The sequence below is a fragment of the Allobrachymonas wangyanguii genome (assembly GCF_045055315.1).
Classification (GTDB): Bacteria; Pseudomonadota; Gammaproteobacteria; order Burkholderiales; family Burkholderiaceae_C; genus Brachymonas; species Brachymonas wangyanguii.
In genome coordinates this window covers 1,300,561-1,319,202 of sequence record NZ_CP173677.1, presented here as the reverse complement: position 1 = coordinate 1,319,202, position 18,642 = coordinate 1,300,561, and the positions used below count along the sequence as shown (strand labels likewise).

Sequence of the window (18,642 nt, the reverse complement as noted above, 5' to 3'; positions counted from 1 at the left end):
CCCGTCCGGGCCATGCCTGCATGTCCAATCTCGTCCTTTCCTGGCTGTCCCTGCAGCCGCTGCGCCGCTGGTGGAGCGAGATGCCACAGCACCGCCAGGATCGCCTGGCCAGCCTGATTCCTCTGGTCGCCGTGATCCTGTTCGTGGTGGCCGTGGTCACGGCCATTACCTATCTGCGCATGGAAGAGCGCCAGAGCCAGCGCCAGTCGGTCCAGCATGCGGGCGAATACACGCGCCAGCAGATCCACGGCCGTCTGGCCGATCGGCTGGAACAGATCCGCGGCTTTGCCCAATACGTGATGACACAGCCTGACGGCGCCACGATTTCCAACGAGCAGGTCAGCAAGCTGCTGTCGGTCGCCCCGGAGATCCGCAGCATGACCCTGGTCGATGTCAAGGGCCGTGTGCACGACAACTTCACCGCCGGATCGCCCCACCATTCGGATGCGCTGCCGCTGGACACCACCTTGCCACAACCCGCGGAGCATGCCCTGCTGCAACAGGTGATGCGCACCCATCTGCCGGTCTACCGCGTCATTGCTACCGGCAGCCACAACGACACCTGGCTGGGCCTGATGCTGCCACTGACGCGAGGCGACAGCGTGGTCGGTGCGCTCTATGTGCGCTACAGCCTGTCCGCCCTGGCCTACCAGGCGATTCCGTCCGAGATCTTCGTCAAGTACGCGCTCGCCCTGCTGGACAACGAGGGGCGCGTGCTGCTTGGCAATCCGGATTCGCGCCAGCAGGACCGCACCTGGCTGGATCGCCACTTTGACTGGATCAGCAACAGCCTGTCCCCTCAGGTCTACACGACACCGCTGTCCCGCACCGACAACTCGCTGGTGCTGCGGGTGCAGCCCTACGATTCCGGCAGCGCCATGGCGGACAACGCGCTGTTCCTGATGGTGCTGGGCCTGAGCCTGCTGACCGGCCTGACGCTGTTCATGAACTGGAAGTACCTGCGCGGTCGCCAGCGTTCGCAGCGCGCCCTCGAAACCGAGACCAACTTCCGCCGCGCGATGGAAAACTCCATGCTGATCGGCATGCGCGCGCTGGATCTGGAGGGCCGCATCACCTATATCAATACCGCCTTCTGCAGCATGACCGGCTGGAGCGAGGATGAGCTGATTGGCCAGTTGCCGCCCTACCCGTTCTGGCATCCCGAAGACTACGCACGCCACGAGAAGACCCTGCAGGAGACGATGCAGGACAATATTCCGCGCGGCGGCTACGAGATGCGCGTGCTGCGCAAGAACGGCTCCACCTTTGAGGCGCGCATGTACATGTCGCCGCTGGTCGGCCTGGATGGCATCCAGACCGGCTGGATGACCTCGATGACGGACATCACCGAATCGAACCGTTTCAAGCGCCAGCTGACCGCCGCCTACGAGCGCTTCACGCGCGTGCTGGATGCGCTGGAGGTGACGGTCTCTGTCGCACCGCTGGGCGGCCACGAACTGCTGTTTGCCAACCGCGCCTACCGCCAGGTATTTGGCGAAGACCAGGGTACCAGCGCCCACCTGCAACTGCTGACGCTGGCCGGCAAGCCGGTCACCCAGGCGCCACAGGACGGGGCTCTGCAGCACGAACCCAGCAACAACACCGAAGTCTTTGTGCCGGGACTGAACCGCTGGTTCGAGGTGCGCACACGCTATCTGGAATGGGTCGATGGCCGGCTGGCGCAGCTGGTCACGGCCAACGACATCACGGCACGCCGCCAGGCCGAGGACACCAGCGCCCAGCACGAGGCGCGCGCGCAGGCAGCAGCGCGGCTGGTGACCATGGGCGAGATGGCGTCCAGCGTTGCGCACGAACTGAACCAGCCGCTGACCGCCATCAACAACTACTGCAATGGCATCGTCAGCCGACTGGAGCGCGGCCAGATGGACGAGGACAGCCTGAAGATCGCGATCCGCAAGACCGCGCAGCAGGCGACCCGCGCCGGCCAGGTGATCCAGCGCATCCGCAACTTCGTCAAGCGCAGCATGCCCAATTACTCGCCGACCCGGGTCGAGGAAATCGTCACCGATGCGGTGGAGCTGGTGGATATCGAGATGCGACGACGCCAGGTGCGGCTGGTGCAACAGATGGCACCAGACCTGCCCGAGCTGGTGATGGACCGCATCCTGATCGAGCAGGTGCTGATCAACCTGCTGAAGAACGCAGCCGAATCGATTGACCTGGGCCAGCTGCCGCCGGAACGCCGTGAAGTCAGGCTGCAGGTACAGCGCGCCGTGCGCGAGGGCCGACCGGTGGTGGAGTTCGTGATCGAGGACAAGGGCACCGGCATGTCGGATGAAACGCTGCAGCACGTGTTCGAGGCCTTCTACTCCACCAAGGCGGAGGGCATGGGCATCGGCCTGAACCTGTGTCGCAGCATCGTAGAGTCCCACCACGGGCGTTTGCACGCGCAGAACATTTACAATGAATCAGAGACGGAGGTTGTGGGTTGCCGGTTTACTTTCTGGATTCCGGTGCCCGCCAACCCCGAGCAGTAAATAGCACAACTACAGACACAAGAGAGACCATGAGCTTGATTCCGGAAAAAGGCACTATTTACGTTGTAGATGATGATGAAGGCGTGCGCGACTCCCTGCAGTGGCTACTGGAGGGCAAGGGTTACCGCGTGCGCTGCTTCGACTCTGCCGAAAGCTTCCTGACCCGCTACGATCCGCGCGAGGTGGCCTGCCTGTTCGCCGATATCCGCATGGGCGGCATGAGCGGCCTGGAGCTGCAGGATCGCCTGCTGGAGCGCAAGTCGCCGCTTCCCATCGTCTTCATCACCGGCCATGGTGATGTACCGATGGCGGTCGAAACCATGAAGAAAGGCGCACTCGACTTCATCCAGAAGCCCTTCCGCGAGGAAGAGCTCGAGGCCCTGGTCGAGAAGATGCTCAAGTCCGCGCAAAGCAGCTTTGCGGAACACCAGATGGCCAGCACGCGTGAATCGCTGCTGGGCAAGCTGACCAACCGCGAAGCCCAGGTGCTGGAACGCATCGTCGCCGGCCGCCTGAACAAGCAGATTGCCGATGACCTGAACATCAGCATCAAGACGGTGGAAGCGCACCGCGCCAACATCATGGAAAAGCTCAACGCCAATACCGTGGCCGACCTGCTCAAGGTGGCCCTGGGGTCCAGCGCCAACAAGGCCTGATCCCGTACCCTCCCCCCGCAGTCCGCTGCGGGTTTTTCTTTTTTTCTACTACCAATTCCGCACATGACAGCACAGATCATCGATGGCAACGCCCTTTCCCGACAGCTCCGCACCGAAGTGGCCGAACGTGCCGCCGCGCTCAAGGCGCGTGGCGTGACGCCGGGCCTGGCCGTGATCCTGGTGGGTGACAACCCGGCCAGCCAGGTCTATGTGCGCAACAAGGTCAAGGCCTGCGAAGACAACGGCCTGCATTCCGTGCTCGAAAAATACGATGCCACGATGAGCGAAGCCGAGCTGCTGGCGCGCGTCGAGGCACTGAACAACGATCCGTCCATCCACGGCATCCTGGTGCAGCTGCCGCTGCCGGCGCATATTGATGCGCAAAAGGTGATCGAGGCGATCAGCCCGGCCAAGGACGTGGACGGCTTCCATATCGCCAGCGCCGGCGCGCTGATGACCGGCATGCCCGGCTTCCAGCCCTGCACGCCCTACGGCTGCATGAAGATGCTGGACAGCATCGGCTACGACCTGCGCGGCAAGCACGCGGTGGTGATCGGCCGCAGCAATATCGTCGGCAAGCCGATGGCGCTGATGCTGCTGTCGCGCAGCGCCACCGTCACCATCTGCCACAGCGCCACCACTGACCTGAAGGCGCAGACGCTGCAGGCCGACGTGATCGTTGCTGCCGTGGGCAAGCGCAACGTGCTGACCGCCGACATGGTGAAGTCGGGCGCAGTGGTGATCGACGTGGGCATGAACCGCAACGACGAAGGCAAGCTGTGCGGCGACGTCGATTTTGACGGCGTGAAGGAAGTGGCGGGCTACATCACGCCAGTGCCGGGCGGCGTCGGCCCGATGACCATCACCATGCTGCTGGTCAACACCATCGAATCGGCCGAACGCGCAGCCGCATAAGCCAGCCGGTGGGCAGGGTTGCGGGCATGACCGGCTTGAAGCGCCGGATTTTGCCCCTACACTGCCCTACATGACGACCACCAACTCCGCTTCCAACCCCCTCCTCCAGTTCGATGGCCTGCCCCTGTTTGACCAGGTGCAGCCCGAACACGTGCAACCCGCCATCGAGCAGCTGCTGGCGGCGGCCGACCAGGCGCTGAGCACGGTCACGGCCGATGATTTTCCGGCCGATTGGCTGCAGCTCTCCGCCACCTTGGACGTGGCCACCGAACGCCTGGGTCGCGCCTGGGGCACGGTCGGCCACCTCAAGAGCGTATGTGACACGCCCGAGCTGCGCGCCGCCTACAACGCCATGCTGCCGGCGATTTCCGACTACTGGACCCGTCTGGGTGCCGACGAACGCCTGTATGCCAAGTACAAGGCGATCGATGCCGCCACGCTGACGGCGGAACAGCAGCAGGCGCTGAAGAATGCGCTGCGCGGCTTCGTGCTCAGCGGTGCCGAACTGCAGGGCGCCGACAAGCAGCGTTACGCCGAGATCCAGGAGCGCATGGCGACGCTGGTGCAGAAGTTCAGCGAAAATGCGCTGGACGCCACCGACAGCTGGGCGCTGTACGTCAACGCCGACGAGCTGGACGGCGTGCCGCAGGACGTGATCGATGCCACCCGCGCTGCCGCCGAGGCCGAAGGCCGCGATGGCCACAAGCTGACACTGAAGCTGCCGGTCTATCTGCCACTGATGCAGTTTGCCCACAGCAGCGCGCTGCGCGAAAAACTCTACCGCGCCTACACCACGCGTGCCTCGGACCAGGCCGAAGGAGATGGCCAGCAGTTTGACAACTCGGCGATCATGGCCGAGATCCTGGCGCTGCGCCAGGAAGAATCGCGGCTGCTGGGCTACCGCAACTTTGCCGAAGTCTCGCTGGTACCCAAGATGGCTGACACGCCAGACCAGGTGATTGCCTTTTTGCGCGACCTGGCTGCCAAGGCACGTCCGCATGCCGAACGCGATGTGGCCGACCTGCGCCAATTTGCGCGCGAGCAGCTGGGACTGGACGATCCGCAACCCTGGGACTGGACCTATATCAGCGAAAAGCTCAAGGAGGCGCGCTATGCCTTCAGCGAGCAGGAGGTGAAACAGTATTTCACCGCGCCCAAGGTGATGGCCGGCCTGTTCCGCATCGTCGAGACGCTGTTCGACCTGAAGATCACGCGCGACCAGGCACCGGTCTGGCATGACAGCGTCGAGTTCTACCGGCTCGAACGCGACGGCCAGCTGGTGGGCCAGTTCTACCTGGATCCGCCGGCGCGCAACGGCAAGCGTGGCGGTGCCTGGATGGACGGCGTGCGCGACCGCTGGCAGCGCCCGGACACCCCACAGCTGCAGACACCGATTGCGCATCTGGTGTGCAACTTTGCCGCCGGCGTCAACGGCAAGCCGCCGCTGCTCACGCACGATGACGTGATCACGCTGTTCCACGAAGCCGGCCACGGCCTGCACCACATGCTCACGCGCATCAACGAGCACGATGTCTCCGGCATCAACGGCGTGGAGTGGGATGCGGTAGAGCTGCCGAGCCAGTTCATGGAAAACTTCTGCTGGGAATGGCATGTGCTGCAGAACATGACGGCACACGTCGATAGTGGCGAGCCGCTGCCGCGCGAGCTGTTCGAGCGCATGCTGGCGGCCAAGAACTTCCAGAGCGGCATGCAGACGCTGCGCCAGGTGGAATTTGCCCTGTTCGACATGCTGCTGCACAGCCAGGCAACAGCGCCGGAGGACGTGATGCCGCTGCTGCGCCAGGTGCGCGAGGAAGTGGCCGTGCTGCCGACACCGCCCTACAACCGTATGTCGCACACCTTCAGCCACATCTTTGCCGGTGGCTACGCAGCCGGCTACTACAGCTACAAGTGGGCCGAGGTGCTGAGTGCCGATGCCTATGCCGCCTTCGAGGAAACCGCGGCTGCCGACGGCAGCCCGGACCCGGCCACGGCACGCCGCTACCGCGAGCAGATCCTGGAAATGGGCGGCAGCCGCCCGGCCATGGAGTCGTTCAAGGCATTCCGGGGTCGTGAGCCTTCGGTGGATGCCCTGCTGCGCCATCAGGGCATGGCAGACACGGCAGTCGCCGCCTGAACGCCATGGGCACCGTGAACCTGCGGGAAAACGGTGCCCGATTTTTCTTGCATTGCAACGTTTCATGGCCGACAGGGATGCCTATAATTACGGATGTATCCTTACCAGGTCATACACACCTCACAAGGGCTCCCTGACGCCGGCCGGATGTAACTGCCGGCTTTTTTGTCCCTACACATTTTCGATTGACGACCATGGCACAGATTGCATCCCTAGACGATTTCCTGATCAAGCTCCGCAAGCGCGACCCCCAGCAGCCGGAATTCCTGCAAGCCGTCCACGAAGTGCTGGGCAGCCTGTGGCCGTTTATCGAAAAGAACCCGCGCTATGGCCAGCAAGGCCTGCTGGAGCGCCTGTGCGAACCCGAGCGCGTGATCCAGTTCCGCGTGACCTGGATGGACGACCAGGGCCAGGTGCAGGTCAACCGTGCCTTCCGCATCCAGCACAACAACGCCATCGGCCCGTACAAGGGCGGCATGCGCTTCCACCCGTCCGTCAACTTGTCGATCCTGAAGTTCCTGGCGTTTGAGCAGACCTTCAAGAACGCGCTGACCACGCTGCCCATGGGCGGCGGCAAGGGCGGCTCCGACTTCGACCCCAAGGGCCGCAGCGATGCCGAAGTGATGCGCTTCTGCCATGCGCTGATTTCCGAGTTGTACCGCCACATCGGCCCCGATACCGACGTGCCGGCTGGCGACATCGGCGTAGGTGCGCGTGAAGTCGGTTACATGAACGGCATGATGAAGAAGCTGACCAATATCAACGGTACTGTCTTCACCGGCCGTGGCCTGTCCTTTGGCGGCAGCCTGATCCGCCCGGAAGCCACCGGCTACGGCCTGGTCTACTTCGTCGAGGCCATGCTGAACCACGCCGGCAAGTCCATGGAAGGCATGACGGTGTCGGTCTCCGGCTCCGGCAACGTGGCGCAGTACGCCATCGAGAAGTCCATGCACCACGGTGCCAAGGTCGTGACCTGCTCCGACTCTGACGGCACGGTCTACGATGCCGACGGCTTCAACCCGGAAAAGCTGCAGGCCCTGATGGAGCTGAAGAACGTCAAGCGTGGCCGCCTGACCGAGTTTGCCGATGCCTTTGGCCTGGAATACCACGCCGGCAAGAAGCCCTGGCATATCCCGGTCGATATCGCCCTGCCCTGCGCCACCCAGAACGAACTGGGCGGTGACGACGCGCGCGAGCTGGTGAAGAACGGCGTGAGCTGCGTGGCCGAAGGTGCCAACATGCCGAGCACGCTGGACGCGATCGACGTGTTCCTGGAGTCCGGCGTGCTGTATGCGCCGGGCAAGGCCAGCAACGCCGGTGGCGTGGCCGTCTCCGGCCTGGAAATGGCCCAGGGCGCGCAGCGCCTGTACTGGGGCGCGCCGGAAGTGGATGCCCGCCTGCAGGAAATCATGAAGGATATCCATATCAGCTGCGTGCAGCACGGCGCGGAAAACGGCAACACGGCACCGCGCAGCCGCGTCAACTACGTGAACGGCGCCAACATCGCCGGCTTCGTGAAAGTGGCTGACGCCATGCTGGGCCAAGGCGTGATCTGATCTCGTTCAGCGCCTGAACCCATCCCGTCCGTGGAGTTGATCCCGGACGGGATTTTTTTCGTCCATACTCAGTATTGCAGCGTTTCCACACCCTGTTCGGTGCCGAGCAAGCAGACCGTCGCCTTCTGGTGCGCAAACACACCGACGGTGATCACGCCAGGCCACTGGTTGACTTCGCTCTCGAAAGCCAGCGGGTCACGGATCTGCAGGCCATGCACGTCCAGAATGTGCTGGCCGTTGTCGGTGACCAGCGGTGCACCGTCCTTTTCGCGCACCGTGGCCTGGCCACCCAGGGCGGCAAAGCGTTCGACCAGTCGGCCAGTGGCCATCGGGATGATCTCGACCGGCAACGGAAACTGGCCCAGCACCGCGACGCGCTTGCTGGCATCGGCAATGCAGATGAAACGGCGGCTTTGCGCGGCGACGATTTTTTCGCGCGTCAGGGCCGCGCCGCCGCCCTTGATCATGTAGCCCTGGCCATCGATCTCGTCGGCACCATCGATATAGACATCGAGTTCGCCGGCTTCGCTGGCCGAAAACACCGGAATGCCGAGCGCTTCCAGGCGCTGTGTCGAGGCCAGAGAACTGCTGACCGCGCCCTTGATCTGGTCCTTCATACCAGCCAGGGCATCGATGAACTTGTTGACGGTGGAGCCGGTACCGACGCCGACAATCGTGCCGGGTGTGACGTAGGCCAGCGCCGCCTGGCCAACCAGGGTCTTGAGTTCATCTTGTGTCATGTGGGTTTCCTGCCGTGGATTTGGGACAATAGGGAGATGCGATCACGCTGATCGCACAACTGCACATTATCGTTCTTCCATGGCACTGATTCCCTACTCCCTGTCGCGCGCGGCCCTGTTCAGCATGGACGCTGAAGCGGCCCATGAATTCACCATCAGCTCCCTGTCGCGCCTGCAGCACACGCCGCTGCGCTGCACCTTCTCCCAGCCCTTTGTCAATGATCCGGTGACGCTGTGTGGCCTGCGTTTTCCGAACCGCGTCGGCCTGGCTGCTGGCCTGGACAAGAACGCCGAGTGCATTGCCGCCTGGGAAGCCATGGGCTTCGGCTTTGTCGAAGTCGGCACGGTGACACCCAAGGGCCAGCCGGGCAACCCCAAGCCGCGCATGTTCCGCCTGCCGCAATCGGAGGCGCTAATCAACCGCATGGGCTTCAACAACCATGGCCTGGAGGCCTTTATCCGCAATGTGCAGCGCACCCGTCCGGCCGGCAGCAAGCGCCTGCTTGGCCTGAACATTGGCAAGAATGCCAGCACGCCGATCGAGCAGGCAGCGGACGACTATCTGGCCGGCCTGGAAGGCGTCTACCCCTGGGCCGATTACGTCACCGTCAACATCAGCAGCCCGAACACGCAGAACCTGCGCGCGCTGCAGAGTGACGAGGCGCTGGATGCGCTGCTCGACACGCTGATGGAGCGCCGCGAACAACTGGCGCAGCAACATGGCAAGCACAAGCCGCTGTTCATCAAGATCGCACCGGATCTGGAACAGGAACAGATTGCGCTGATTGCCAGCACGCTGCGCCGTTACGGCATGACCGCCGATGGCCGCCATGGTGGTCGTCTGGGCGTGATTGCCACCAATACCACCATCAGCCGCGAAGCCGTGCAGGGCCAGCCGCATGCCGATGAGGCCGGTGGCCTGAGCGGTCGTCCGGTGTTCGAGAAGAGCAACCATGTGGTCCGCGAGCTGCGCACGGCACTGGGCCCGGATTTTCCGATCATCGGTGCCGGCGGCATCATGAGCGGCGCCGATGCGCGTGCCAAGCGCGCTGCCGGCGCCGACGTGGTGCAGGTATTTACCGGCCTGATCTATCGCGGTTCAGCGCTGGTGCGCGAAGTGGCCGAGGCGCTGCACCAGGCTTGAAGCCTGGCGGACCGGAATCAGTCGTCCTGGCGCAGCCGCAAGCGATAGCGCTCGCCCATGGCCGTGCCGTCGGCATCGATCTGCTGCAACTGGCCGGCCTGATAGGCAAAGCGGCGGTACTCGCCATCACGGTCCAGCTGCAGCATGGAGCGATCGGCGCTCCAGCTGGCCTGGCCGCGCTGGATCACCGGCAGCGCACTGACGGTTTCGCGCTTCATGCTCAGGATATAGCTGCCGTCCTCGTACAGTGACAGCAGCGTGCGGATGCCGGGACAATCGGTACACGGCAGGCTGCCAGAATAATGTCCCACCCAGCTGATGTCGTTGGCAGCGGGCTGGGGTGCAGCGGGCGATATCGGCTCCACGCGGATATCCTGTACCGGCGTGACCACCACCTCGGCGTCTGGCGTGCGCGGCGCAGGCGGCACCTGCGGCGTACTCTGGTTGAGGACTGGCGCAGGGCCACTGCCGCCACGCAAGGGCGGCCAGTCCGGGTTATCCAGCGATACCGTGGTACATCCTGCCAGCCAGAGCGAACCCAGGGCCAGCATCCATCCCGTGCGCAGCGTGCGTTTGGCATGGCTCATGGTGCAATCTCCTTTACGACTTTGACAGCTGTTGTCTTGCTGCCATTGTGACATCTGGCGGGCAGCGTGGCCGCCCATTCATGCGATCGGCGTGAGCTTGGCCACGGCCAGAGCCAGCCACTTGACCCCGTGGCGCGGAAAATTGATCTTGGTCTTGGCATCGCTGCCACTGCCTTCAATCAGCAGCACATCGCCTTCGCCAAACTTGGTGTGGAACACGCGCATGCCCTTGCGCAGGCCATGTCCATCTTCCTGCTTGCGCGGGATCTCGGCTGCCGGCAGGCCGACCGACTGGCGCACCTCCTGGTTCCACTGCTCGTCGCCGTCCTGGCGCCAGCGGCCCGGCATGGCATCGGCAAAACCGCTGCGTTGCGGCGTGATCCATTTCAGGCACTCCTCGGGCAGTTCGTCGAGGAAGCGGCTGCGGATGTGATAGCGCGTCTGACCGTGCAGCATGCGCGTTTGCGCATGGCTCAGGTAGAGGCGCTGGCGCGCCCGCGTGATGGCCACATACATCAGGCGGCGTTCCTCTTCCAGGCCGTCGAAATCGTTCATGGCGTTTTCATGTGGGAACAAGCCTTCTTCCAGGCCGCTGATGAACACCACGTCAAACTCCAGGCCCTTGGCGGCGTGCACCGTCATCAGCTGCACCGCGTCCTGGCCTGCCTGAGCCTGGTTGTCGCCGGCCTCGAGTGCGGCGTGGGTCAGGAAGGCGGCCAGCGGCGACAGGGTTTCACCATCGGGCAGCACGGCCTCCTCCCCTTCGACCACGGTGGCATCGACCGGGCGCATGTCCATCGGCTGCAGGCCGGCGCTTTCGCGGCCAAAGCCCTCGATGCTGACGAAGCTCTCGGCGGCGTTGACCAGTTCCTGCAGGTTCTCGATGCGGTCGGCGCCATCGCGCTCGTTGCCATAATGTTCCAGCAAGCCACTGTGCTCCAGCACCAGCTCGACGATCTGCTTCAGGCTCAGGTCGGCCGACTGTTCGCGCATGGCGTCGATCTTGGCGACAAAGGACGCCAGATTGGCACCAGCCTTGCCAGGCACCAGCGCTATCGCATCGGTCAAGGCACTTTGCTGGCCACGTGCCGCATCCTGCAGTTGCTCCAGCGTGCGCGCGCCAATGCCGCGCGCCGGGAAGTTGACCACGCGCATGAAGCTGGTGTCGTCGCGCGGGTTGTCCAGCAGGCGCAGATAGGCCAGCGCGTGCTTGATCTCGGCGCGCTCGAAAAAGCGCAGGCCGCCGTAGACGCGGTACGGCATGCTGGCATTGAACAGCGTGGATTCGATCACGCGGCTCTGCGCGTTGCTACGGTAGAGAATCGCGATTTCCTTGCGCGAACGGCCGTCGGCCACCAGCTGGCGGATTTCATCGACGATCCAGCGCGCTTCGGACAGGTCACTCGCCTGCTCCATCACGCGCACCGGCTCGCCTGCGCCCTGGTCGGTACGCAGGTTCTTGCCGAGGCGGCGCTTGTTGTGGCTGATCAGCACGTTGGCGCTGTCCAGGATGTTGCTGTAGCTGCGGTAGTTCTGCTCCAGCTTGATCTGGTGCTGCACCTTGAGCTCGGTAACGAAATCGTTCATGTTGCCAACGCGCGCACCGCGGAAGGCGTATATGCTCTGGTCGTCATCGCCCACGGCCAGCACGGCATTGGCCGGCACGCCTTCCTTGCCGTCCGATACCAGCTGCTTGAGCCAGAGATATTGCAGGCGGTTGGTGTCCTGGAATTCGTCCACCAGGATATGGCGGAAGCGGCGCTGGTAGTGCTGGCGCACCAGCGGATAGTCGCGCAGGATCTCGTAGCTGCGCAGCATCAACTCTCCAAAGTCGACCACGCCTTCGCGCTGACACTGTTCCTCGTAGAGCTGGTAGATCTCGGCCTTGCGGCGGCTTTCGCCATCGTGCACCGGAACATCGCCGGGGCGCATGCCCTCTTCCTTGCAGCCGCTGATAAACCACTGCATCTGCTTGGCAGGAAACTGGTCATCCGATACGCCATGCTGCTTGTAGAGGCGCTTGATGGCGGAGAGCTGGTCTTGCGTATCGAGGATCTGGAAACCCTGCGGCAGGCCGGCGACCTGGTAGTGCGCGCGCAGAAAGCGGTTGCACAGGCCGTGGAAAGTGCCGATCCACATGCCGCGCACGTTCAGCGGCAGCATCGCCGACAGGCGCGCGTTCATCTCCTTGGCCGCCTTGTTGGTAAAGGTCACCGCCATCAAGCCGCCGGGCGAAACGCGCTGCTGTTGCAGCAGCCAGGCGATACGCGTGGTCAGCACGCGCGTCTTGCCGGAGCCAGCGCCGGCCAGGATCAGGGCGTGTTCATCGGGCAAGGTGACGGCACGGCGCTGCTCGGGATTGAGTCCGTGCAGCAACTTGTCGTCAGTGGGTGGCGGGGCAAAGGAGGAGAGATCGTCGAACAGGGAAGACATCCCGCTATTGTAGGTACAAAGCGTTCGTCATGCGGCCCTGGCAGCTGCTGTCCATGCAGATGGCAGCGACATCGCTGCCCTGCCCTGCAGGCGCAAAAAAAGCCGGTCACCTTGCAGTGACCGGCTCTTGTCAGATCGGGATCAGGCTATCCGTTGACGGCCTGTTGGCAGCAGATCAGTAGCGGTTGCCGCCACCGTTGCCGCGACGCGGGCCACCGGCCGGCTTGCGCCATTCGCCGTGGGCCGGACGGCCTTCACGCGTGGCGGTATCACCACCGCGACGGCCACCGGCGTGACCAGCGGTTGCCGGACGCGGCTTGCGTGCCGGTGCATCACCGAAGCCGCCGCCAAAACCACGCTCCTGACCCTGGCCGAAGCCACGCTCGCGCTGCTGGAAACCGCGATCACCTCGATCCTGCTGGAAGCCACGGTCATTGCCAAAGCCGCGATCACGCTGCTGGAAACCACGTTCCTGACGGTCCTGGGCAAACTCGCGCTCGCCACCGAAACCGCCACGCTCCTGGCGGAAGCCACCACGATCGCCGCCGCCGAAACGGTTGTCCTGGCCAAAGCCGCCACGTTCGCGACCACCACCAAAGGAGCGCTTGCCGCCGCGGCCGCCATGGCCCGGGCCACCGGCGCGACCCTTGCCCTTGGGCGGGTGACGCGTGGGCGCGCGCTGCTCGGGCTCCATGCCCGGGATCACGGCCGTCATCAGCGGCTGCTGGGTGAATTCCTCGATGTCCCAGATGCGGAAACGGTCGCGGAATTCGGCAAAGCTGACAGCGATACCGCTGCGGCCGGCACGGCCGGTACGGCCAATGCGGTGCGTATAGTCCTCGGCCTTCATCGGCAGGCCGAAGTTGAACACGTGGGTGATGCTGGGCACGTCGATACCGCGTGCGGCCACGTCAGTTGCCACCAGGAACTGGATCTTGCCCTGGCGCAGCGCCTGCAGGCGGCGGTTGCGCAGGCCCTGGCTCAGGGCGCCGTGCAGTGCAACAGCAGCGAAACCAGCCTGTTGCAGGTCTTCGGCCAGGCCGTCACATTCGATCTGGGTGCTGGCAAACACGATCGCCTGCTCGATGGCGGGATCACGCAGCCAATGGTCCAGCATGGCACGCTTGTGCGCGAAGTTGTCAGCCCAGTAGAGCTTCTGCTCGATCTGGCTGTGCTTCTGCTGCGGCGTGTCGATCTGGATCTTCTGCGGCTCGCGCATGACGCGGGTAGCCAGCTGCTGGATGCGCGGCGCAAACGTGGCGCTGAACATCATGGTCTGGCGGCGCTCGGCGGTCAGGGCGTGGATTTCGGCCAGGTCTTCGGCAAAGCCCAGGTCCAGCATGCGGTCGGCTTCGTCCACCACCAGGAACTGCACTTTTTCCAGCTTGATCTGCATGCTGCGCTGCAGGTCCAGCAGGCGGCCCGGGGTGGCTACCACCAGGTCCGCGTTCTGCAGGCGGGCGATCTGGATCGCGTAAGGCATGCCACCCACCACGTGGGCAATGCGCAGGCCCTTGCAATGCTTGACCAGGTCAATCGCGTCATGGGCGACCTGTTGCGCCAGTTCGCGCGTCGGGCACAGCACCAGTGCGCCGGGCTCGGCGGCCTTGAAATGGCGACGGTCGGTCGGGTTCTTGCGGCGCGGACGCTTGGGGGTCGGCTCGCCGTTGGCGGCAGCTTCGTCGAGCTTGCGCTGCCATTCGATGCGTTCTTCCTCTTCGGCGGCTTCACGCTGCTCCAGCAGCGTATGCAGCACCGGCAGCAGGAAGGCGGCGGTCTTGCCGCTACCGGTCTGGCTGGACACCATCAGGTCGATGAAGGAGCTGGAACCTTCGTTCAGCGCCAGCGGAATCGCCTGGGACTGCACTACGGTCGGCTGGGTGTAGCCCAGGTCGAGGCAAGCCTGCACTAGCGGCTCGGCCAGCTTCAGTTCGACAAAACCGTTGGGCTGGTCGTCTTCGACCGGCAGCAGCGCGTCGGCCTGCAGTTCAGCGTGCAGATGGGGATCGGGAATCGGGTTGCCCGGCAGTTGTAGTTCGGCAACGGAGGATTGCGGCTGCGCAGCTGCGCCAGCCAGGGAGGCTTCTTGATGCATTGAATATCTCACACGTGCGCCAGCCCGCAGGGCTGCGCATCGTCAGGGTAGGACATGTGCATCCACCGTCTGACGTTCATTCACCGCATGACAGAAACATGCGGGAGGGACATGCAAGCGCACGCCGGGTGTGAGATGGGAGATGTACGCGATTGGGGGCCTAGCTTGCAATCCGTTGCCTGTCTGCTGGCAACCATCGCCCCCTTGGGATCGCGCTATTATCGTACACATCCGGGTTTTTACCAAGCGATATGTTGTTTCAGCGCACATCCGGCTGGCCAGCACCATGTGCAGGCCAGCACTGGGCACCGCCCTTGCCCTCGCGGCGCAGCTGCAGCGGCGTGGCACCAAACCAGCGCATGCAGAAGCGGTGAAAGCTGCTCAGCTCGCGAAAGCCGAGCCGGAACGCCACTTCCTTGATCGGGTAACCGGTGTGGCACAGCAGCAATCTGGCCATTTCCTGGCGCGCATCCGAAAGCAACTGGCGGTACTGGTAACCCTCGGTCTGCAAGGCACGCTGCAGGCTGCGCGGCGTCATGTGCAGCGCTTCGGCAATTTCCTCGATGGTGGGCGCACGCTGTTCCAGCCGTTCGATGATCAACTGGCGCACGCGCAGATAGACCGGGTAGTTGGCGCGCAGCTCTTCCAGCTGGTAGTCGGCCAGACGCTGGTGTACCTCGGCCAGCATCGGCGAAACCGGCAGGCCTTCTTCTTCCAGCTGTTGTGCATCGAGCAACATGGAAATCCGGTCGGCACCGCACAACAGACGGATCTGCTGCATCTCGATCCAGCGCAGCAGCTCAACGCCCGGATCGGTGTATGTCAGCGTGAGTTCATGCACCAGCAAGGGCCGGCCATTGCGCAGCTGGGTCAAAAAACCAAACAGCGTCATCAGTTCTGCATCCATGAGGATGCGTGGCATGGCACTGTTGTCACGCGGGTGCAGGGACAAGCGGTAGCCCTGGGCTTCGCGCCGCAACTCCACCTCCAGGCTTTCATCCAGCAGGGGTGCGTAATGTTGCAGCTTTTGCAAGGCCTGCAGCATGCTGTTGCTGCTCAGCATCAGGTAGCCGACGATTTGCAGCGTGCCCGGGTGGATGTTCTGGTAGGTCAGCAAGGCCAGTTCTTCATCATCCAGCTGTGCGGCGATGTGCACGGCCAGCTTCATGAACGCCGGCTTGGGCATGCGCTTGTCCGGGTGATCCAGGTCTTCACGGCGTATACCGGCCTGCTGGCACAGCTGATCCAGGTTCCGGGCTTCGACCGGCAGCATGTCGATCAGCAGATAGGCCAGCGATGCCGCGACGGTGAAGTTTTGCATGGGTCGAGTTCGATGAGTGGAACGGGGAAGCTGGCCGCCAGGAACGGCACAAGACGTTCGGCATCCACACGCTTTCTGCTGGTACAAAAAGCACAAGCCTGACAGATTAAGCCGAAACAGGAATTTTGTAGTCCCGATGCGCCAATCCGTCGCAACAGGACACTTTTCTGTCGCAAATGCGCCAGATACTGGCCGCACGGCAGATGCTTGCTGCCTTACCTTGGAGGCTCCGTCGGCGTCTTGCCAGCAATCCGCCCGAATCTGCAACTGGCTGTTGATATGACCATATCCGTGAGGGCGAAATTGTTGTGTGCCCATCGTATGTGCGTCCATCAATGCCAAGATAGCGCTTGCATTTTTCTCTTGATCCTGTGATTTTCATGCCTGCATTCCACTCTCTCCGCTCCTCCTTGTCCGCCCTGCCCAGCATCGGCCTTGCCAGCTTGCTGCTGGCCACTGGCAGCCAGGTACTGGCCACCGACTTGGGCATCACTGCTGGCCGCGGCACCGACCACACGACCAAGGCCAGCATCATCGCCGGCTGGGATCGTGAACAGCCGCTGTGGCAAGGCGACACATGGCATCTGGGCCTGCGCCATGAGATCGAGCTGGGCCTCTGGGACCCCAGACACGGCAACCATATCGTCGAATTTGGCTACTCGCCGGTGCTGCGCATGATCCGCCCGCTGGGTGACCATGGCAAGCGCCTGTTTGTCGAAGGCTCGATCGGCGTGCGCCTGATTTCCGACACCAGCCTGTCGTCCGATACGAATATGTCGACCGCCTTCCAGTTCTCCGACATGCTGGGCGTGGGTTACCAGTGGGGTCCGAAACAGCTGAATACGGTCGGCCTGCGTGGCGTGCACATCTCCAACGCCGGCATCAAGAAACCGAACGATGGCGTGGAGTTTGGCCTGCTGTACTACCAGCGCAAGTTCTGAACCCGGCCTGCAGTCATCGGACTTTCAGACAAGGCAGTGTCGCAGTGCGGCACTGCCTTGTTGCCTTCTGGCGGACGCCTGGCTAATCCTGCGCCTACAATGGGCTTTTCTCCACGACGGCCTGACTAGCCATGCGGCGGGCCGCTTCCCCACAGGAAAATCCCTTGATGGTGCCTGTCACCCTGCTTCAACGCGCCGCGCTGGCGCTGCTACCGCTGAGTCTGCTGGCGGCCTGCACCACGCCCGCCGGTCAGCAGCAGCCTGCCAGCGATCTTCTCCCGGCCAGCTATGCGCACAGCGCTGGCGGTTCTGCTGCCGTTATCCAGAGCGATAGCGGCTGGCGCGATGTGTTTACCGATCCCGGACTGCAGGCCCTGATCGAACAGGCGCTGGACAACAACCGTGACCTGCGCACCGCCGTGCTGCGCGTGCAAGAAGCGCAGGCGCTTTACGGCATCCAGCGCTCAGAACAGATCCCCAGCGTGGGCGTGATGGCCGATGGCCAGCGCGGCCGCACCCCGGCCAGCCTGTCGCCCAGCCAGCAAGCGATGGTCGCTGGCAGCTACAGCGTCGGCCTGGGCGTGGCCAGCTGGGAAATCGATTTCTGGGGCCGCATCCGCCACCTGAGCGATGCCGCGCTGCAAAACTACCTGGCTACCGATGCCGCCCAGCGCGCCCTGCGTATCAGCCTGGTGGCCGAAGTAGCTAATACCTGGCTGCTGCAGCGCGAGTATGACCAGCGCATCGAGATCGCACGGCAATCGGTCAGCACGCGCCAGGAATCGAACCGCATCTATACGCGCCGCTACGAGGTGGGTGCCAGCTCGCTGCTGGAACTGACCCAGGTGCGCACGCTGCTGACGCAGGCACAGGCCTTGCTGGAGCAACTGGAGCAGGCGCGTGAGCGCAACGGTCATGCGCTGGCCTTGCTGGGCGGTGGTCCAGTGGACCTGACACCGCGCACCGGCCTGCTGGATCGTCAACTGAAGTTGCGCCCGGTGGCTGCCGGCCTGCCCTCCGCCCTGCTGACACAGCGCCCGGACATCATCGCCGCGGAGCACCAGCTGGCGGCGGCACAGGCGCAGATTGGCGCGGCGCGTGCAGCCTTCTTCCCGAGCATTTCACTGACCGGCATGTTCGGTACCGCCAGCAATGAGCTCGATGGCCTGTTCCAGGGCGGCAGCCGGACCTGGAGCTTCATGCCCAGCATCACGCTGCCGATCTTTACCGCTGGCCGGCTGCGCAACAACCTGAACCTGGCCGAAGTACGCGCCGACATGGCGGTAGCCCATTACGAAAAAACCGTGCAATCCGCCTTCCGCGATGTGTCCGACGCGCTGAGCGCACGCCATTGGCTGCAACGCCAGCTGGCAACGCAGACGCAAGGCCTGCAGGCGCAGCGCCAGCGTGCACGGCTGGTGCGCATGCGCTACGACAGCGGTGCCGTGAGCTACCTGGAAGTGCTCGATGCCGATCGCAGCCTGCTGCAGGCCGAGCAGGAGCATGTGGTGACGCAGCGCCAGCTGCTGGCCGCGCAGATCCAGCTGTTTGCCGCCCTCGGTGGCGGTGCCATGGGCAGCACGCCCCAGCCCTGACCTATCCAGCCTGAATTGACCTCC

At 63.8% G+C, this 18,642-nt stretch carries 13 protein-coding genes; 8 read left to right on the top strand and 5 right to left on the bottom strand.

Translation table 11 applies throughout. The features are described from left to right. Positions 1 to 20: 20 nt before the first annotated feature. From ACI3EV_RS06395 to gdhA, 5 genes are all read left to right on the top strand, one after another. Positions 21 to 2,498 (top strand): PAS domain S-box protein, encoded by a 2,478-nt coding sequence (locus ACI3EV_RS06395; protein WP_337691103.1) that lies wholly within the window; start codon positions 21 to 23, stop codon positions 2,496 to 2,498. Between the two features lie 29 nt (positions 2,499 to 2,527). Then, on the top strand, positions 2,528 to 3,154 hold the full coding sequence (locus tag ACI3EV_RS06390; protein ID WP_329771216.1) for a response regulator transcription factor: 627 nt from the start codon (positions 2,528 to 2,530) through the stop codon (positions 3,152 to 3,154). A gap of 63 nt (positions 3,155 to 3,217) precedes the next feature. Continuing rightward, entirely contained in the window at positions 3,218 to 4,069 is an 852-nt protein-coding gene (gene folD / locus ACI3EV_RS06385) for a bifunctional methylenetetrahydrofolate dehydrogenase/methenyltetrahydrofolate cyclohydrolase FolD (protein WP_337691101.1), read from the top strand. A 70-nt stretch (positions 4,070 to 4,139) separates the two neighbouring features. Next, on the top strand, positions 4,140 to 6,206 hold the full coding sequence (locus tag ACI3EV_RS06380; RefSeq protein ID WP_337691099.1) for a M3 family metallopeptidase: 2,067 nt from the start codon (positions 4,140 to 4,142) through the stop codon (positions 6,204 to 6,206). A gap of 194 nt (positions 6,207 to 6,400) precedes the next feature. Continuing rightward, positions 6,401 to 7,762: an NADP-specific glutamate dehydrogenase gene (gene gdhA, locus ACI3EV_RS06375; protein WP_329771221.1), complete on the top strand. Its 1,362-nt coding sequence runs from the start codon at positions 6,401 to 6,403 to the stop codon at positions 7,760 to 7,762. A gap of 68 nt (positions 7,763 to 7,830) precedes the next feature. Here the strand turns inward: gdhA and rpiA are convergent, their stop codons facing one another. Then, positions 7,831 to 8,502, bottom strand: a complete 672-nt coding sequence (gene rpiA, locus ACI3EV_RS06370) for a ribose-5-phosphate isomerase RpiA (protein ID WP_329771222.1) — start codon at positions 8,500 to 8,502, stop codon at positions 7,831 to 7,833. 79 nt (positions 8,503 to 8,581) lie between these two features. On the opposite strand from rpiA, the gene ACI3EV_RS06365 reads away from it, so the two are divergent. Continuing rightward, the gene (locus ACI3EV_RS06365; RefSeq protein WP_329771223.1) at positions 8,582 to 9,646 is read left to right on the top strand and encodes a quinone-dependent dihydroorotate dehydrogenase; all 1,065 of its coding nucleotides are present in this window, start codon (positions 8,582 to 8,584) and stop codon (positions 9,644 to 9,646) included. Between the two features lie 17 nt (positions 9,647 to 9,663). Here the strand turns inward: ACI3EV_RS06365 and ACI3EV_RS06360 are convergent, their stop codons facing one another. From ACI3EV_RS06360 to ACI3EV_RS06345, 4 genes are all read right to left on the bottom strand, one after another. Next, positions 9,664 to 10,233, bottom strand: a complete 570-nt coding sequence (locus tag ACI3EV_RS06360; protein WP_329771224.1) for a copper resistance protein NlpE — start codon at positions 10,231 to 10,233, stop codon at positions 9,664 to 9,666. Positions 10,234 to 10,311: 78 nt separating this feature from the next. Then, the gene (locus ACI3EV_RS06355; protein WP_337691095.1) at positions 10,312 to 12,666 is read right to left on the bottom strand and encodes a UvrD-helicase domain-containing protein; all 2,355 of its coding nucleotides are present in this window, start codon (positions 12,664 to 12,666) and stop codon (positions 10,312 to 10,314) included. Between the two features lie 175 nt (positions 12,667 to 12,841). After that, positions 12,842 to 14,761: a DEAD/DEAH box helicase gene (locus ACI3EV_RS06350; RefSeq protein ID WP_329771227.1), complete on the bottom strand. Its 1,920-nt coding sequence runs from the start codon at positions 14,759 to 14,761 to the stop codon at positions 12,842 to 12,844. Between the two features lie 259 nt (positions 14,762 to 15,020). Next, the gene (locus ACI3EV_RS06345) at positions 15,021 to 16,082 is read right to left on the bottom strand and encodes an AraC family transcriptional regulator ligand-binding domain-containing protein (protein ID WP_337691093.1); all 1,062 of its coding nucleotides are present in this window, start codon (positions 16,080 to 16,082) and stop codon (positions 15,021 to 15,023) included. Between the two features lie 410 nt (positions 16,083 to 16,492). On the opposite strand from ACI3EV_RS06345, the gene ACI3EV_RS06340 reads away from it, so the two are divergent. Together ACI3EV_RS06340 and ACI3EV_RS06335 are read left to right on the top strand one after the other, a co-directional pair. Further along, the gene (locus ACI3EV_RS06340; protein ID WP_405197974.1) at positions 16,493 to 17,023 is read left to right on the top strand and encodes an acyloxyacyl hydrolase; all 531 of its coding nucleotides are present in this window, start codon (positions 16,493 to 16,495) and stop codon (positions 17,021 to 17,023) included. A 167-nt stretch (positions 17,024 to 17,190) separates the two neighbouring features. Then, positions 17,191 to 18,618, top strand: coding sequence for an efflux transporter outer membrane subunit (locus ACI3EV_RS06335; RefSeq protein ID WP_337691089.1), 1,428 nt, complete (start codon positions 17,191 to 17,193; stop codon positions 18,616 to 18,618). Positions 18,619 to 18,642 lie beyond the last annotated feature (24 nt).

Coding starts and splice junctions, on each gene's coding strand:
- ACI3EV_RS06360 (WP_329771224.1), bottom strand. CDS start 10,233: ATGAGCCATGCCAAACGCACGCTGCGCACGGGATGGATGCTGGCCCTG.
- ACI3EV_RS06395 (WP_337691103.1), top strand. CDS start 21: ATGTCCAATCTCGTCCTTTCCTGGCTGTCCCTGCAGCCGCTGCGCCGC.
- ACI3EV_RS06350 (WP_329771227.1), bottom strand. CDS start 14,761: ATGCATCAAGAAGCCTCCCTGGCTGGCGCAGCTGCGCAGCCGCAATCC.
- ACI3EV_RS06345 (WP_337691093.1), bottom strand. CDS start 16,082: ATGCAAAACTTCACCGTCGCGGCATCGCTGGCCTATCTGCTGATCGAC.
- ACI3EV_RS06390 (WP_329771216.1), top strand. CDS start 2,528: ATGAGCTTGATTCCGGAAAAAGGCACTATTTACGTTGTAGATGATGAT.
- ACI3EV_RS06335 (WP_337691089.1), top strand. CDS start 17,191: ATGGTGCCTGTCACCCTGCTTCAACGCGCCGCGCTGGCGCTGCTACCG.
- folD (WP_337691101.1), top strand. CDS start 3,218: ATGACAGCACAGATCATCGATGGCAACGCCCTTTCCCGACAGCTCCGC.
- ACI3EV_RS06365 (WP_329771223.1), top strand. CDS start 8,582: ATGGCACTGATTCCCTACTCCCTGTCGCGCGCGGCCCTGTTCAGCATG.
- rpiA (WP_329771222.1), bottom strand. CDS start 8,502: ATGACACAAGATGAACTCAAGACCCTGGTTGGCCAGGCGGCGCTGGCC.
- gdhA (WP_329771221.1), top strand. CDS start 6,401: ATGGCACAGATTGCATCCCTAGACGATTTCCTGATCAAGCTCCGCAAG.
- ACI3EV_RS06355 (WP_337691095.1), bottom strand. CDS start 12,666: ATGTCTTCCCTGTTCGACGATCTCTCCTCCTTTGCCCCGCCACCCACT.
- ACI3EV_RS06380 (WP_337691099.1), top strand. CDS start 4,140: ATGACGACCACCAACTCCGCTTCCAACCCCCTCCTCCAGTTCGATGGC.